Origin of the sequence: Novosphingobium sp. 32-60-15, from assembly GCF_002280675.1 — a bacterium.
Classification (GTDB): Bacteria; Pseudomonadota; Alphaproteobacteria; order Sphingomonadales; family Sphingomonadaceae; genus Novosphingobium.
In genome coordinates, this window is the sequence record NZ_NCEN01000007.1 from 102,627 (window position 1) to 117,449 (window position 14,823).

Below are 14,823 nucleotides of genomic sequence, written 5' to 3' on the forward strand. Positions count from 1 at the left end.
CGTTGTCGGGAATCAAATCCGCTTGCTGGCCGCAATCGCCACGCGGCAGCCAAGCCGGATTGCCTGGAACAGCACCGGATAGGCGGGCGCTTTTTCCGCGCCAGCGGCAAAAGCGGCGTCGCGATGTTCGCGTTCATCATCGCGAAATTCGCGAATCATGGTGGACAATTCGGGGTCTTCATCGCCAAGTTCTTCAAGCTGTTCGGTATAGTGCTTGTCGATCTCGGTCTCGATCGCGGCGGTGCAGGCCATCGCAGCTTCCGGGCCGAGCAAGGCCGTCGCGGCACCCAGCGCAAAACCAGCAGCAGACCACACCGGTTGCAGCAAAGTGGGGCGGACGCCGCGTTTGGCGATCAGCGCGTCAAACTTTTCGCGGTGTACCGCTTCCTGTTCAGCCATCGCGGCGATTTCAGCCGAGTGCGGCGCGCGGTTGCCCATCACGGCAAGCTGGCCTGCGTAAATGCATGTCGCGCCGAATTCTCCGGCCTGATTGACCCGCAGCATTGAAGCGTTCTTGACCACGATCAGGCTCCCTTTCGGCCTTTGCCGAGCAATGCGAATACCAGCACGGCACCACCCATTGATAGCAGGAAGTTAAATCCGGCCAGACTGATGCCCAAGAGGGACCAAGGGGCGACATCGCAGCGGATGACCGGAGCGTTCATGATCGCATCAAGCGGATCACCGCCACTGGCAACCGTGGCGCACGAGGTCACGCCTTCCCACCAGCCGTATTCGACGCCTGCATGAAACCCGCCGATCAGGCCCGCTGCACCGATGCAGATGGCCGCAAGGATCACCGCCAGATCGCCCGCACCTTTTCCGCGAATGGTCAGGGCCAGAAGTGCCAGCACAATCGCGGCGATGTGCGGATAGCGTTGCCACCAGCACATTTCACAAGGGTACAAGCCGAAGCCATATTGCGAGATAAGCGCACCGCCCATCAGCGCGGCAGGCACGATCAGCGCAAGCGCATAGGCAGCGTTTCTGGACTGGACCGGTGTCACGAAAGTTTCGCCCTGTTACCGCTTCAACTTGGCCGCAAGCGCGCTGCGCGGGGCAGTGCGACCCAGCGTTTGCACCGCGTAATAAAGCTGGAAGTCCTTGATGTTCTTGGCCTTCAGCTCTTCCGGCGTCATCTTGAAGCGCGGATCGTCAATCTTGTCCTTTTCAAGGTCTTTGTCGTCCAGCTTGATTTCGTTGATCAAGTGGCCGCGCAGATCGCTTTCACGATAAGACCGCATTGCGCGCTTGCGCAGATCGGGATCGGAAATCTGCGGCACGGCGATATCGGGATCAATCCCGCCTTCCTGCACCGATTTGCCCGATGGCGTATAATAGCGCGCGGTCGTCAGCTTGATCGCGGTCTCGCGCGACAGCGGGATCAGCGTCTGCACGCTGCCCTTGCCAAAGCTGCGCTGGCCCATAACCACGGCGCGGCGTTGATCTTGCAAAGCGCCCGCGACGATTTCCGACGCCGAGGCCGAGCCTTCATCGATCAGCACGATCATCGGCACGCCCTTGGCAATGTCGCCCTTGGTCATCATTTCGGCAGGGTAGACCTCGTTATCGCGGGCATAGCGGCCACGCTGCGAAACGATGGTGCCCTTGTCGAGGAACAAGTCGGACAAGGCCACGGCTTCGTCCAGCAGACCACCGGGATTGCTGCGCAGATCGAGCACGAGCCCCGTCACTTTGCCGCCCGTCTTGGCCTTTACGTCGTTCCATGCCTTTTGCACCGATGCGCCGACATCAGCGCTGAAGCTGGAAACCGAGATCACGCCGACGCTGCCCTGAAGCTCCCATTCTACGGGTTTGAGTTCAATGATCTTGCGCGTGATGGTGACGTCGAACGGTTCATCCCGGCCGGGACGGAACACGCTGAGGCGGATTTGCGTGCCCGGAACGCCGCGCATCTGGTCAACCGCTTCATCCAGCGATCCGCCGTAAATCAGCTTGCCATCAAGGTGCGTGATGAAATCGCCCGCCTTGATGCCGCCCAGATCCGCCGGGCTGCCCTTGGTTGGCGCGATGACCTTGACCGCGCCATCATCAAGCGTGACCGACAGGCCAAGCCCGCCGTACGAACCTTCGGTCTGGGTGCGCAGATTTTCAAAATCACGCGCATCAAGATAGGAGCTGTGCGGATCAAGCGTGGCGAGCATGCCCGAGATTGCGCCCTTGAGCAGCTTGTCATCATCCACCGGCTCGACATAATTGGCCTTCACGCGTTCATAGACCGCGACAAGTTTGCCGAATTCAGGACCGGAGCGGGCGTCAACAGCAGCAAGGCCGGCGGTGGCCACCGGGATCAGCGCAACGGCAGTGACAAGCGCGGTTGCGCGCAAAAGAGGAGCGAACGTCATTGCCCTTGGGGCCTTTCGCGAGGGTGCATGCATATGACAGTTGTATAACCACCGGTGAATTAACGCCAGATGAGGTTTTGGGGCAGGCGACGAGGATTATCCGCGCACCAGCTCCAGCGGGTTGACCGGGGTGCCATCACGCCGCAGTTCGACCGTCAGCACCGGACGCCCCGGCCCGGCATTGCCGAGCGGCGAGCCCTGCACCACCTGTTCGCCCACCGCAGCCCCGATTCGGCCAAGGTTGGTGACCAGCGTGGTCCAGCCGCCGGGATGTTCAACAATCACGATCCGGCCATAACCACGATAGGCCCCGGCAAAGGCCACCCGGCCATCGGCGGGGGACACGACTTGCGCGCCACTGCTGGCCACCAGCGTGATGCCGGTCGTCAAACCAACATCGGCACGCTCACCAAAGCCCGAGACGAGTCGGCCCGAGACGGGGACTATCCAGGCAAGGCCTGAAGGTGTTGCTGATGCGGCGGTAGCGGGCGAATCGACGACCATCAGCACTTCGCCGGGGCGGCTTGGCGGCAGGATCGGACCCGGCAGTGCGGCAAGGCGCGCGCGGATTGTACCATCCGTTTCAAGTTGGCCCATCAGCGCGGACAAATCACGCGTCTGTTCGGCCAAAGCCATAGCGCGGTCTGCCTCACGGCTGGCCACACCTTGCGCTGCGCGCGAGGCAAGGCGCTGGCGGCTTTCCAGTGCGGCAAGTTCAGCCTGCCGGTCTTTCAATGCCTTTTCACTGGTCTGCCGCTCAACCGTGGCGAGGCGGGCGTCCTCTTGCAACTTGCGGCCACGCTGGATTTCGGCGCGCAAACCGGCGGTACGGCGCTGCACTTCGGGCAGCATCGTTTCCATCACCGCGCGCAGATAGACCGTATCCCGCAAGGATTCGGCGCGGACGAGGCTGAACGCGAGCGGACGGCGCGCCATCATTTGCAAGGCAGCGGTCAGCCGTACAACCGGCTCCTGCCGTTCGGCCATCCGCCCGCGCAACGTCTCACGCTGGCGATCGATCAGCGCAATTTTGGCCTGGGCCAGTTCGATCTCGGCTTCGGACTGCTGGATGCGCGCGGCAACGGCGGCGGCTTCGCGCGCGGTGCGGTCCGCTTCTGCCGTCGCAGTGCGGGCTGACGTTTCCAGCTTTTCAGCGCGGGCGCGGGTTTGCGCCAGCGCTTGCCCTGCGCGGCGCAAGGCCTCGCCTGCCTCACCGCTATCGGTATAGACATTGCTTTGCTGCGCGGTGGCCTGCCAACCCGCGACACCGGCTAGCGCCAAAACCGCAAGAACAAAGGCAAAGCGTGACGTCATGGCGACGCTTATCCTTCGCGATGATAAGGATGGCCAGCAAGAATGCTGGTGGCGCGCCACAACTGTTCGGCCAGCATCGCGCGAGCCAGCATGTGCGGCCATGTGGCTTTGCCGAATGCGATCAGCAGGTCTGCCGATTGGCGTGACACATCATCATGGCCATCAGCCGCGCCGATCAGGAATCGCGTTTCGCGCACACCATCATCGCGCCACCGGCCGAGGATCGCGGCAAATTCGCTGGAGGTGAGTTGCTTGCCGCGTTCATCCATCGCCACGGTGCGCGACGGGGTTTGCGAAGGCGGCGGGATCTGGCCGCCACGATCCGGCAATTCGGTGACTTTCCAGCCCCACGAAATGCGCTTGGCATAACGGTCCACCAGCTCTGCCTCGGGCGACCGGCCTATTTTGCCGCGAGCGATGATGTGGAGGAGCATGGTCGAGGTGTAGCGGGGATTGTCGGGGAATAGAAGAAGAGGGTTTCGCGCAGAGACGCGGAGAAGAAAAGGGAGGCGCGGGGAGGTTGCGCGGGTGGCAAGACCGCCTTTTTGTTTCACGCCATGTGCAAGCGGAAAGGGCGCAGAGGAGAAGGGGCTATTCGGCCCCCTTTTCATCTCCGCGTCTCTCTTTTCTTCCCTGCGTCTCTGCGTGAAACAAAAGAAGGCCCCAACTCCTCCCGTAAACGGGAGGGGAGTACAGGTCAGGCTGCGCCTGCGTCGCCAAAATTCCACATGCGTTCAAGGTTGTAGAACGTGCGCACTTCGGGGCGGAACAAGTGGATCACCACGTCACCGGCATCAACCAGCACCCAATCGGCAGCGGGCAGGCCTTCGATGCGGACGTGGCCATAGCCGCCGTGCTTGATCCGCTCGGAAAGCTTTTGCGCCATCGAAGCGACTTGCCGTGTTGAACGGCCCGATGCGATTACCATGTAATCGGCAATCGAGCTTTTGCCTTCGAGCGCAAGGCTGACGACTTCCATGGCCTGATCATCATCAAGCGAGGCCAGCACGAGATCGTGCAGTGAGGCGGCAGTGCGGGGCGTATTGTCAGCCTTGGCAGACACTTTATTGGCTTTGTCGGCGTTGGCCGATTGAGATTGAACGCTGGTCATGGTGCGCGAAATGGCCTCCGTGGCTCAAGAGTCAAGGAATAACGAGTCATTCGCGCATGAGTTTCCGCGCTGCGCCCTGCTGGCGCGGCGGATTTTGGGTAATGCGCGGTCAGGATTTACCTCTTTTTATGGCACGATGCGTGAGCGGATCGCGCAAGCTGGCGGTGCCAATGCGGGCAGACCAGTCAGGATCGGCGGCGCGAATCGCGCTGGCCGACCGTGTATCGGGATCAAAGCGAAGAATGGTCAGCGCGGGGGTGACCTGCTTTGCGCCGGAAACCATCTGGCCGGGCCGCTGGCGCCAGCGGCGCAACCACACCATGGCAGGGCTTGCCAAGGCGTCCGCATCATATCCCGGGCGGGCAATCACTGCAATCGGCATCTCGCGCGCGATTTGCCGCCAGTTTTTCCAGCGATGGAACTGCGCCAGATTATCAGCCCCCATCAGCCAGATGAAACGGCGTTTCGGATAGCGCCGCTTGATTGCGCGCAGGGTATCAATCGTAAAGCGCGTGCCAAGCTCGCGTTCGATAGCGGTTGCGCGGATCGGTGCACGGCGGCTTTGCGCCTGTGCAGAGGCCAGCCGTGCAGGCAGCGGGGCCATGCCCTTGGCCGGTTTCAGCACGTTGCCCGGTGATACCAGCCACCACACTTCATCCAGCCCCAGCGCATTTATGGCAAACAGGGTGATGCGGCGGTGGCCGCCGTGCGCGGGATTGAAGCTGCCGCCCAAAAGACCGGTGAGCGAAGGGCCGTTCAGGGGCGCACCTGACCGGAACCGCGCACCAGCCATTTGTATGTGGTCAAGCCTTCCAGCGCGACAGGACCGCGCGCATGCAACCGGCCGGTGGCAATGCCGATTTCCGCGCCAAGGCCGAATTCCCCGCCATCGGCAAACTGGCTGGAGGCGTTGTGCATGACAATCGCGCTGTCAACTTCACCAAGGAACCGGTCTGCTACTGCCTGATCGGCGGTGACAATAGCATCGGTATGGCCCGATGCATGGGCCGCGATATGCGCCAGCGCCGCATCCAGCCCATCAACCACGGCGACCGAGAGGATCGCCTCAAGGTATTCGGTGTCCCAATCCTCGTCACTAGCAGGCGCAATGCGCGGATCGATGGCACAAGCCCGCGCATCACCGCGCAATTCGCAGCCTGCGTCCAGCAAAGGCTCAACCAGTCCGTGCGGATCAGGATAAGTCGCATCGATCAGCAGCGTTTCCATCGCCCCGCAAATGCCGGTGCGGCGCATCTTGGCGTTCAGCGCAATCGCTTTGGCCATATTGGCATCGGCGGCGGCATGAACGAACGTGTGGTTGATCCCGTCCAGGTGGGCCAGCACCGGCACGCGGGCATCGGCTTGCACCCGCGCGACAAGGCTTTTGCCTCCGCGCGGCACGATCATGTCAATCAGGCCTGCAGCTGCCAGCATGGCGCCCACTGCCGCGCGATCCTGTGTCGGCATAAGCTGCACCGCATCAGCGGGCACGCCGCCTTGGGTGAGGCCTTTGACCAGCGCTGCGTGTATCGCGCGGTTGGAATGTACCGCTTCACTGCCGCCGCGCAAGATCGTGGCATTGCCTGACCGCACGCAAAGCGCGGCGGCGTCTGCCGTCACATTCGGGCGGCTTTCATAGATGATGCCGATCACGCCAACCGGCACGCGGACGCGCTGCAGCACCATGCCGTTGGGCCGGGCGGTTTCATCGATCACCTGCCCGACAGGATCGGTGAGCGACGCGACCTGGGCGACGGCATCGGCAACGCCCGCAAGGCGTTCCGGCGTCAGCTTCAGGCGATCCAGCATGGCGGGCGACAAGCCGTTGGCCGCGCCATCGGCCATGTCTTGCGCGTTGGCAGCAAGAATCTCGGCCTCGGCACTGCGCAAGGCATCAGCGGCTAGTTTCAGCGCCTGCTCTTTTGCCGGGGCATCCATTTGCGCCAATTGGCGCTGTGCCACACGGGCAGCACGCGCAAGGCCTTCGACCATTTCGGTCACCGATTGGGCGGATGATGATAGCTGATCAGACATGGGCTGCGCCCTATCATTGCCAGAGGCCAATGTCATCCAGCAGCACGACTCGACAGGCGAAAGTGCGGCCGAAATGCCGTGAATCACAGGCCTGCAAACGATTCATCGGGCAAGTCACACGGCTTGCCTTGATTAACCACAATCGGATTCGCCACAAAAGGTTCCCGCAGGTAGGCGCAGATTTAACGGAATCGTTAATAAAAATTACGGGGACGTTAAGAAACGCCACGACGGGGGTCGCAAAGTTTGTCTACCTTAAAGCTATCCGAGGCGCTTGCCCGGATAAGGAGCTTGTTCCCCGAGCGTGAGTTTTTCATGCGCTCGCACGGGCAGGTTCGCTTCATCCGTATTTCACCGCGCCTGCAAATGTCGGTCGCTGGCGGTGTCGCTGTTGCTGTGCTGATGTGGTTGGGCATGATGACCGCCACTTTGGTGTCGCAGTATTCATCCGCGCAAGACCATGCCGCCCTGCTGGAACGCGAAGCCGCCGTCGCTTCTGCCGAAAGCCGTGTGCAGAAGTATCGCGGCGGGATTGAAGGCGTTGCCGATGATCTGGCGCGCCGTCAGGACTTCATCGAAAAAGCGATCGAAGGCACCATCGGTGAATTGCCCAAGGACCTGCCGCAAGGCACGGTTTCAGACAGCAGCGCCGAAGCCGAAAAGACCATCCGCAAGATTTCGATGGAATTGCCCGAAGCGCGGCGTCTGGCCCAGATTGAAGCGCGGCAATTGGCCTTTATCGAACGGCTGACCCGCTTTGCCGATGCCCGCGCAAGCGCCGCTGAAACATCCATCCGCCGCGTCGGGCTGAACCCTGCCATGCTGCGCAACGCAGCGGCCGAAGGTCAGGGTGGCCCCTTGATCCGCCTGTTCACCGGGCGCGATGAAAGCCTTGATCCACGCTTTGCGCGGCTGGGTGCCAGCCTTGAACGCATGGCCGCAATGGAAAAGGGCCTTGCCCGTATCCCAAACACCCTGCCTGCGCGGCTGGAATATATCTCCAGCGGCTTTGGCTATCGCTCGGATCCGTTCAATGGTGGCGCAGCGTTTCATGCCGGCCTTGATTTCCGTGGGCCAATGGGCGCGCCGATCTATTCGGCAGCGGCCGGCACCATCAGCTTTGTCGGCGTAAAACAAGGTTATGGCCGCTGCGTTGAAGTGGCGCACGGCAATGGCCTGATGACGCGCTATGCACATATGTCACACACCGACGCGCGCATTGGCGAAAAGATCGACGCGGGCGCAGAAATCGGCAAGATCGGCAGTTCGGGCCGCTCCACAGGCCCGCACTTGCATTTCGAGGTGCGGATCAATGACCGCCCCGTCAATCCGCGCCCGTTCCTTGAGGCAGCCCACTGATGTTCAACAAAAAACCTGCGCCAGCTCAACGCCAGCAAACCGGGAGCAGTCCGATGGCCTCTACCTTTTCCATCCTTGGCACCGATGTGTCGATCAAGGGCAATCTTAACGCCACCGCCGATCTGCACATTGATGGCAATGTTGAAGGCGACATCACCTGCACCGCATTGGTGCAGGGCGAAAAGAGCACGGTGACCGGCGCAATCCGGGCCGAAAGCGCACGGCTGTCAGGCACGATTCACGGATCGATCGAAGCGGGCGAACTGGTGATCCTGAAATCGGCGCGCATTCACGGCGATGTGTCGTATGATTCGCTGACGATCGAGCAAGGCGCGCAAGTGGACGGCAAGTTTTCGCACCGCGTAAAATCAGCTGAGGAAACATCGCTTTCCTTGGTGAGTTGATTCGCCACTTGCTGAATCAGCACGCCTAGCCTACATCAGCGATAAGCAAGGCCGCTCCGCAAGGGGCGGCCCTTATTGTTTCCGCCTTTTTGGCACGCCTTTTCCGGGAGACCGCCGTGAGCACCCAGCCCACATATCCGCTGATGCCACATGCCACCGCGTCGTGGCTTGTTGACAATACCGCGCTGACGTTTGAGCAGATCTCGGAATTCTGCGGGCTTCACATCCTTGAAGTGCAGGCGATGGCCGATGATCTGGCTGGCCAGAAGTACACGGGACGCGATCCGCTGCATTCGGGCGAATTGAACCAGGCCGAAATCGACAAGGGCCAGGCCAACCCAGAATACCGCCTGAAGATGCAGCGCGCGCCAATCTCGGTCAGCCGCACCAAGGGCCCGCGCTATACCCCGGTGTCCAAGCGTCAGGACAAGCCCGATGGCATTGCATGGATCTTGCGCAATCATCCCGAAGTTTCGGATGCACAGATCGGCAAACTGATCGGCACCACCCGCACAACCATCGCCGCAATCCGTGATCGCAGCCACTGGAACATCAGCAACATCAACCCCAAGGATCCGGTCACGCTGGGCCTGTGTTCGCAGCGCGAACTTGATGCGCTGGTGGCCAAGGCCGCAAAGAAGGCGGGCTACGAAGACAACGGCGAAGCCGCAATCCGCCTCGGCACCGACCGCGATGCCCTGATCGAGGAACTGCGCGCCGAACGTCAGGCCCACACCAAGGCCGCATCTGACGCCGCACAGGAAGCCGAAGCCGCAGCATGGCTCGCCGCCCGCCGCGCCGAAGGCCTGTCAGACAGCTAGGTTCTGGCAAAGCATCGAATTGAAAAGGCCGCTCAGCAATGGGCGGCCTTTTTGGTGCGGGTTTATATGGCGGTTAAAAGCCTACCCCACCTTGAGCACGATCTTCCCGATATGCGCGCCCTGCTCCATCCGTACATGCGCCGCGGCGGCTTCGGTCAAGGCAAAGCACTGGTCCATTACCGGCCGCAGTTCGCGCGCTGCAATAACAGGCCAGACGGTTTCGCGGATTTCGTCGGCCAGCGCGGCTTTGAACGCTTTGGAACGCGGGCGCAGCGTTGATCCGGTCATCGTGATACGGCGGCGCATGACTTCAGCCATGTTGATTTCTGCGCGCACGCCCCCCTGCACCGCGATGGTTACGTGGCGGCCGTCATCGGCAAGGCATTTGAGATTGCGCGCGACATAATCACCCGCCACCATATCAAGCACTATTTCAACGCCTTTGCCGCCGGTTATCCGCGCAACTTCTTCAACAAAATCAGTGGTTTTGTAATCGATTGCGTGTGCAGCGCCGATGTTGAGCGCCTGCGCGCATTTCTCTGCGCCTCCGCATGTGACAATCACCCGCAGGTCAAACAATTTGCCGAGCAGGATCGCCATGGACCCGATGCCGCTGGTGCCCCCGTGAACGAGAATCGTCTCCCCTTCTGCAACCATCCCGCGCTCGAACACGTTGTGCCACACGGTAAACAGCGTTTCGGGGATCGCGGCGGCTTCATCCAGCGCCATGTCGCCTGCATCAAAACACTGTTCGGCTTCGGCAAGGCAATATTCGGCATAACCGCCGCCTGCGACCAGCGCGCACACACTTTGGCCGATGAATGGCACAATCACGCCTGCGCCCATCGCCACGACTTGGCCGGAAATTTCCAACCCCGGCAGGGGCGATGCGTCGGCAGGCGCGGGATAAAATCCTTGGCGCTGGATCACATCGGGCCGGTTGACCCCGGCATAGGCGACTTTGACCAGCACTTGGCCCGGCCCCGGTTGCGGCACGGCAACGGTTTCAGGCCGGAGCACTTCGGGACCACCGGGCGCGTCCCAACCCATGGCCGTCATCGTTGCGGGAATGGCGGTCATGAAAGGAACCTCTTAATTCTTTAAAAACCAAGTTTCGTGTTGCTAGCCTATACAAGCCGTTGACAGCAAGCGTAGCGAAGGCACATTGTTGCGCTGCGAAGGAGAAAAGTTGGGCAATGGAAATTGACGAGCGCCCTCGCCCTAAAGGGGATCTGGCCAGCCAACTGGCAACAGAGGAACTCGGCCCTTATTCTCATGACGAACTGAACGAACGTATCCGGTTGTTAGAACTGGAAATTGCCAGAACTGTCACCCATCGTGACAAAGCCAGTGCGCACCGCGCCGCTGCCGATGCGCTTTTCCGCACCCCTGCCCCTTCAGGCACTGCCAGTTGACACGGCCCGCCCTTTCTTTTGCCGGGCGGTCATCCCATATTGCTTTTGGTGCTCCTGTTTTCGCATCCACAGTTATCGCACAGCTTCGCGGTTTAGCTTCGGTTAATCACGTTCGTGCACTCTCCCGCAACGGACCAGTATCGGTCCGCGCAGGGAACCCACCGGCGCAAGCCAGAAAGTAGACCTATGCCCAGTTTCGCACAGAGCCTCGAAAAAACGCTGCATACCGCGCTCGCCAACGCGTCCGAGCGCAGCCACGAGTACGCGACGCTGGAGCATTTGCTGCTGGCGTTGATCGATGATGCTGATGCTGCACAAGTGATGCAGGCATGCGGTGTCGATCTGGGTGATCTGAGCGACGTTGTGCGCCAGTACCTCGATCAGGAATACCAATCGCTGAAAACGCAAGACAAGGCTGATCCTCAGCCAACCGCCGGTTTCCAGCGGGTGATCCAGCGCGCCATCCTGCACGTGCAATCATCGGGCAAAGATACCGTGACCGGTGCCAACGTGCTGGTCGCGTTGTTCTCGGAGCGCGATTCGTATGCCGTGTATTTCCTGCAGCAGCAGGACATGAGCCGGTTGGACGCTGTCAGCTTTATCAGCCACGGCATTGGCAAGGGTGGCCGTCAGGTCGATGGCCGCACCGCCAAGGGGGCCGAAGAAGAAGCGCCCAAGCAGCAGGAAGAAAAGGCCGACGCCAAGGGCCAGAAGAAGGAGACGGCGCTCGACCAGTTCACCGTCAACCTCAACGAAAAGGCGCTGGCCGGCAAGGTCGACCCGCTGATCGGGCGTGGCCCCGAAGTGGACCGCACGATCCAGATCCTGTGCCGCCGTTCCAAGAACAACCCGCTTTATGTGGGTGATCCCGGCGTGGGCAAAACCGCCATCGCCGAAGGACTTGCGCGCAAGATCGTTGAAGGTGACGTGCCAGAAGTGCTGGCCGAAGCCGTGATCTATTCGCTCGACATGGGCAGCCTGCTGGCAGGCACACGCTATCGCGGCGATTTTGAAGAGCGGTTGAAGCAGGTCGTTTCCGAACTGGAAAAGATGCCGCATGCAGTGCTGTTCATTGATGAAATCCACACCGTGATCGGCGCTGGTGCCACCAGCGGCGGCGCGATGGATGCATCGAACCTGCTCAAGCCCGCGCTTTCGGGCGGAACCATCCGGTGCATCGGTTCCACCACCTACAAGGAATTCCGCAACCACTTCGAAAAGGACCGCGCCCTGTTGCGCCGGTTCCAGAAGATCGACGTGAACGAGCCGACCATCGAGGACACAATCAAGATCCTGCGCGGCCTGCGCACCGCGTTCGAAGATCACCACAAGGTCAAATACACGCCCGATGCGATCAAGACCGCGGTCGAACTTTCGGCGCGCTATATCAATGACCGCAAGCTGCCGGACAAAGCCATCGACGTGATCGACGAAGTCGGCGCGATGCAAATGCTGGTGCCGCCTTCAAAGCGCAAGAAGACGATCACCGCGCGCGAGATCGAACAGGTCATCGCCACGATGGCGCGCATCCCGCCCAAATCGGTGTCGAGCGACGACAAGAAAGTGCTCGAACATCTTGAGCGTGATCTGAAGCGTCTGGTGTTCGGACAGGACAAGGCCATCGAAGTGCTGTCGTCCGCCATGAAGCTCAGCCGCGCGGGCCTGCGTGATGCGGATAAGCCGATCGGTTCGTTCCTGTTCAGCGGCCCGACCGGCGTTGGCAAGACCGAAGTGGCGCGCAGCCTTGCCGAAATCATGGGCATCCCGCTGCAACGCTTTGATATGTCGGAATATATGGAGCGTCATTCGATCAGCCGTCTGATCGGTGCGCCTCCGGGCTATGTCGGGTTTGATCAGGGCGGCCTGTTGACCGATGCGATTGACCAGCAGCCGCATTGCGTGCTTCTGCTCGATGAAATCGAGAAGGCCCACCCCGATCTGTTCAACATCCTGCTGCAGGTGATGGACAATGGCCGGTTGACCGATCACCACGGCAAGACGGTTGATTTCCGCAATGTCGTCTTGATCATGACGACCAATGCGGGCGCATCGGATATGGCGCGTCAGGGCATCGGCTTTGGCGATGTATCCAAGGCCGATGCGGGTGATGAGGCGGTGAAGAAGATGTTCACCCCTGAATTCCGCAACCGTCTCGATGCCATCGTACCGTTTTCCTACCTGTCGCCCGAAGTTGTCAGCCGCGTGGTCGACAAGTTCGTGCTGCAACTGGAATTGCAACTGGCCGATCAGAACGTCCACATCCAGTTTGACGCCGATGCCCGCGCCTGGCTGGCACGCAAGGGTTACGACAAGCTTTACGGCGCAAGGCCGATGGCGCGTCTGATCCAGGATAAGGTCAAAAAGCCGCTGGCCGAAGAACTGTTGTTCGGCAAGTTGGCCAATGGCGGCGAAGTCCACGTCAGCCTCAAGACCGACGAAGTGGCCGATGGCGCGCTCTCGTTCGAACTGACGCCTGCCGCGCCTAAGCTGGTCAAGAAAAAGCCGCGCAAGGGCAAGGCTGGCAGCCCCGCAATTGAATCGAGCAGCGAGGACGAGGCGGAATAAGCCTTTCTTGGCAGAGTGAATGAAAGAGGCCTGCCCTTCGGGGTGGGCCTTTTTTGTTTGGGTTGGATTAAGTTCAGGAATAAGCCCACCCCGACCCCTCCCGCAAGCGGGAGTGGAGTTTCAGAACTGCGTTTGTCCCCCCTCCCGTTTACGGGAGGGGTCGGGGGTGGGCACTTCACTTAATTTCACGCAGAGACGCAGAGATTTATCCCTCCGCGCCTCCCCTTTCTTCTCTGCGTCTCTGCGTGAACCATTTGAAGAAGTCGCGCCGCGCAACTTTTCCCCCATATCCAAAGGTCACTGGAACCGCGCACGACATCCGGCCATTACCCACATATGGCTCCACCGTTTTCATGGCTGCGCCCCGAACCGCAGGGGCTGTATATCACGCCAGCAGACGCGTGGATTGATCCATCGCGCGCGGTAGACTTGGCGCTGGTCACGCATGGCCATGCCGATCACGCGCGCGGCGGGCATAGCACAACCGTGGCCACGCCCGAAACGCTGGCGATCATGGCCTTGCGCTATGGCGTGATCGAAGCGGGATCGCGCGCTGTGGCCTATGGCGAGACGGTGGCGTTGCGCGGCGATGTACGCGCAACGTATGTGCCCGCAGGTCATGTGCTGGGATCGGCACAAATCCTGCTTGAGCATGGCGGAGAGCGCGTGGTGATAACCGGCGATTACAAACGCCGCGCCGATCCTACCTGCACACCCTTTGCGGTGACGCCGTGCGATGTCTTCGTTACTGAAGCCACGTTTGGCCTGCCGGTGTTCAGGCATCCCCCCATCGTTGATGAAATGGCCAAGCTGCTTGCCGCGCGCGAAAATGATGCGGGGCGATGCGTGCTGGTGGGCGCATATGCCTTGGGCAAGGCGCAGCGCGTGATCGCCGAATTGCGCGCGGCGGGGTATCACGAAACGATCTGGCTGCATGGCGCTATGGAGAAGATGTGCCGCCTGTACGAGGATCACGGCGTTGATCTTGGCGATCTGAAGCCGGTGGCGGGCGTGCCCAAGGCGGCACTGGAAAATGCGATCATCGTGTGCCCGCCCTCTGCGCTGAATGACCGGTGGAGCAGACGCTTGCCCGATCCGGTTACCGCAATGGCATCAGGCTGGATGCGGGTGCGCCAGCGCGCACGGCAACGCGGCGTGGAATTGCCGCTGATCATTTCAGACCACGCCGATTGGGACGAACTGACCACGACAATCGCGCAAGTGAACCCCGCCGAAACGTGGATCACCCATGGCCGCGAGGAAGCCCTGCTGCGCTGGTGCGAACTGAGCCAGCGCAAGGCGCGCGCGCTGGCGCTGGTGGGGTACGAGGACGAGGATGATTGAGCTTTGGCCAAAGGCGGCGCGGGTGCTTCGACAAGCTCAGCATGAGCGGTTTTTGGTGCTTGGCTCAGCCTCATCCCCCACCCCCGCTCA

The 14,823-nt window shown here is 61.1% G+C and carries 15 protein-coding genes; 6 read left to right on the top strand and 9 right to left on the bottom strand.

Annotation, left to right across the window (positions count from 1 at the left end):
• Window positions 1–12: 12 nt before the first annotated feature.
• From B7Y89_RS07450 to B7Y89_RS07485, 8 genes are all read right to left on the bottom strand, one after another.
• The gene (locus B7Y89_RS07450) at window positions 13–504 is read right to left on the bottom strand and encodes a demethoxyubiquinone hydroxylase family protein (RefSeq protein WP_292937270.1); all 492 of its coding nucleotides are present in this window, start codon (window positions 502–504) and stop codon (window positions 13–15) included.
• Between the two features lie 20 nt (window positions 505–524).
• Window positions 525–1,007 (bottom strand): disulfide bond formation protein B, encoded by a 483-nt coding sequence (locus tag B7Y89_RS07455; RefSeq protein ID WP_292937202.1) that lies wholly within the window; start codon window positions 1,005–1,007, stop codon window positions 525–527.
• 15 nt (window positions 1,008–1,022) lie between these two features.
• Window positions 1,023–2,366 (bottom strand): S41 family peptidase, encoded by a 1,344-nt coding sequence (locus B7Y89_RS07460; RefSeq protein ID WP_292937203.1) that lies wholly within the window; start codon window positions 2,364–2,366, stop codon window positions 1,023–1,025.
• A 96-nt stretch (window positions 2,367–2,462) separates the two neighbouring features.
• Window positions 2,463–3,680: a peptidoglycan DD-metalloendopeptidase family protein gene (locus tag B7Y89_RS07465; protein WP_292937204.1), complete on the bottom strand. Its 1,218-nt coding sequence runs from the start codon at window positions 3,678–3,680 to the stop codon at window positions 2,463–2,465.
• Between the two features lie 8 nt (window positions 3,681–3,688).
• Complete coding sequence (locus B7Y89_RS07470) at window positions 3,689–4,114, bottom strand: 23S rRNA (pseudouridine(1915)-N(3))-methyltransferase RlmH (RefSeq protein WP_292937205.1); 426 nt, start codon at window positions 4,112–4,114, stop codon at window positions 3,689–3,691.
• Between the two features lie 263 nt (window positions 4,115–4,377).
• On the bottom strand, window positions 4,378–4,791 hold the full coding sequence (gene rsfS, locus B7Y89_RS07475; RefSeq protein WP_292937207.1) for a ribosome silencing factor: 414 nt from the start codon (window positions 4,789–4,791) through the stop codon (window positions 4,378–4,380).
• Between the two features lie 109 nt (window positions 4,792–4,900).
• Entirely contained in the window at window positions 4,901–5,584 is a 684-nt protein-coding gene (locus tag B7Y89_RS07480) for a nicotinate-nucleotide adenylyltransferase (RefSeq protein WP_292937209.1), read from the bottom strand.
• A complete protein-coding gene (locus B7Y89_RS07485) occupies window positions 5,548–6,825 on the bottom strand; it encodes a glutamate-5-semialdehyde dehydrogenase (RefSeq protein WP_292937210.1) in 1,278 nt (425 codons plus the stop codon). Before B7Y89_RS07485 ends, B7Y89_RS07480 begins: the two co-directional genes overlap by 37 nt.
• 315 nt (window positions 6,826–7,140) lie before the next feature.
• Here B7Y89_RS07485 and B7Y89_RS07490 point away from each other — a divergent pair, with 315 nt between their 5' ends.
• The 3 genes from B7Y89_RS07490 to B7Y89_RS07500 all read left to right on the top strand — a co-directional run bounded on the left by B7Y89_RS07490 (window position 7,141) and on the right by B7Y89_RS07500 (window position 9,409).
• Window positions 7,141–8,184, top strand: coding sequence for a M23 family metallopeptidase (locus B7Y89_RS07490; RefSeq protein WP_292937211.1), 1,044 nt, complete (start codon window positions 7,141–7,143; stop codon window positions 8,182–8,184).
• A gap of 53 nt (window positions 8,185–8,237) precedes the next feature.
• Entirely contained in the window at window positions 8,238–8,588 is a 351-nt protein-coding gene (locus B7Y89_RS07495; protein WP_292937212.1) for a polymer-forming cytoskeletal protein, read from the top strand.
• A gap of 116 nt (window positions 8,589–8,704) precedes the next feature.
• Window positions 8,705–9,409, top strand: coding sequence for a DUF1013 domain-containing protein (locus B7Y89_RS07500; RefSeq protein WP_292937213.1), 705 nt, complete (start codon window positions 8,705–8,707; stop codon window positions 9,407–9,409).
• A gap of 81 nt (window positions 9,410–9,490) precedes the next feature.
• Here the strand turns inward: B7Y89_RS07500 and B7Y89_RS07505 are convergent, their stop codons facing one another.
• The gene (locus B7Y89_RS07505; protein WP_292937214.1) at window positions 9,491–10,489 is read right to left on the bottom strand and encodes an NAD(P)H-quinone oxidoreductase; all 999 of its coding nucleotides are present in this window, start codon (window positions 10,487–10,489) and stop codon (window positions 9,491–9,493) included.
• A 116-nt stretch (window positions 10,490–10,605) separates the two neighbouring features.
• On the opposite strand from B7Y89_RS07505, the gene B7Y89_RS07510 reads away from it, so the two are divergent.
• The 3 genes from B7Y89_RS07510 (at window position 10,606) to B7Y89_RS07520 (ending at window position 14,733) form a co-directional block, all read left to right on the top strand.
• Window positions 10,606–10,824, top strand: coding sequence for a DUF1192 family protein (locus tag B7Y89_RS07510; protein ID WP_292937215.1), 219 nt, complete (start codon window positions 10,606–10,608; stop codon window positions 10,822–10,824).
• Between the two features lie 186 nt (window positions 10,825–11,010).
• Entirely contained in the window at window positions 11,011–13,389 is a 2,379-nt protein-coding gene (gene clpA / locus B7Y89_RS07515; protein ID WP_292937217.1) for an ATP-dependent Clp protease ATP-binding subunit ClpA, read from the top strand.
• A 336-nt stretch (window positions 13,390–13,725) separates the two neighbouring features.
• Window positions 13,726–14,733 carry a ligase-associated DNA damage response exonuclease gene (locus tag B7Y89_RS07520; RefSeq protein WP_292937219.1) on the top strand — a complete coding sequence of 336 codons (1,008 nt, stop codon included), beginning with the start codon at window positions 13,726–13,728 and terminating at the stop codon, window positions 14,731–14,733.
• Window positions 14,734–14,823: the final 90 nt, after the last annotated feature.

What these genes read in the sequence shown, in the direction of transcription:
- B7Y89_RS07450 (WP_292937270.1), bottom strand. Translation starts at nt 504, where the DNA reads ATGCTGCGGGTCAATCAGGCCGGAGAATTCGGCGCGACATGCATTTAC.
- B7Y89_RS07460 (WP_292937203.1), bottom strand. Translation starts at nt 2,366, where the DNA reads ATGACGTTCGCTCCTCTTTTGCGCGCAACCGCGCTTGTCACTGCCGTT.
- B7Y89_RS07465 (WP_292937204.1), bottom strand. Translation starts at nt 3,680, where the DNA reads ATGACGTCACGCTTTGCCTTTGTTCTTGCGGTTTTGGCGCTAGCCGGT.
- B7Y89_RS07470 (WP_292937205.1), bottom strand. Translation starts at nt 4,114, where the DNA reads ATGCTCCTCCACATCATCGCTCGCGGCAAAATAGGCCGGTCGCCCGAG.
- rsfS (WP_292937207.1), bottom strand. Translation starts at nt 4,791, where the DNA reads ATGACCAGCGTTCAATCTCAATCGGCCAACGCCGACAAAGCCAATAAA.
- B7Y89_RS07480 (WP_292937209.1), bottom strand. Translation starts at nt 5,584, where the DNA reads ATGGCTGGTGCGCGGTTCCGGTCAGGTGCGCCCCTGAACGGCCCTTCG.
- B7Y89_RS07485 (WP_292937210.1), bottom strand. Translation starts at nt 6,825, where the DNA reads ATGTCTGATCAGCTATCATCATCCGCCCAATCGGTGACCGAAATGGTC.
- B7Y89_RS07490 (WP_292937211.1), top strand. Translation starts at nt 7,141, where the DNA reads ATGCGCTCGCACGGGCAGGTTCGCTTCATCCGTATTTCACCGCGCCTG.
- B7Y89_RS07495 (WP_292937212.1), top strand. Translation starts at nt 8,238, where the DNA reads ATGGCCTCTACCTTTTCCATCCTTGGCACCGATGTGTCGATCAAGGGC.
- B7Y89_RS07505 (WP_292937214.1), bottom strand. Translation starts at nt 10,489, where the DNA reads ATGACCGCCATTCCCGCAACGATGACGGCCATGGGTTGGGACGCGCCC.
- B7Y89_RS07510 (WP_292937215.1), top strand. Translation starts at nt 10,606, where the DNA reads ATGGAAATTGACGAGCGCCCTCGCCCTAAAGGGGATCTGGCCAGCCAA.
- clpA (WP_292937217.1), top strand. Translation starts at nt 11,011, where the DNA reads ATGCCCAGTTTCGCACAGAGCCTCGAAAAAACGCTGCATACCGCGCTC.
- B7Y89_RS07520 (WP_292937219.1), top strand. Translation starts at nt 13,726, where the DNA reads ATGGCTCCACCGTTTTCATGGCTGCGCCCCGAACCGCAGGGGCTGTAT.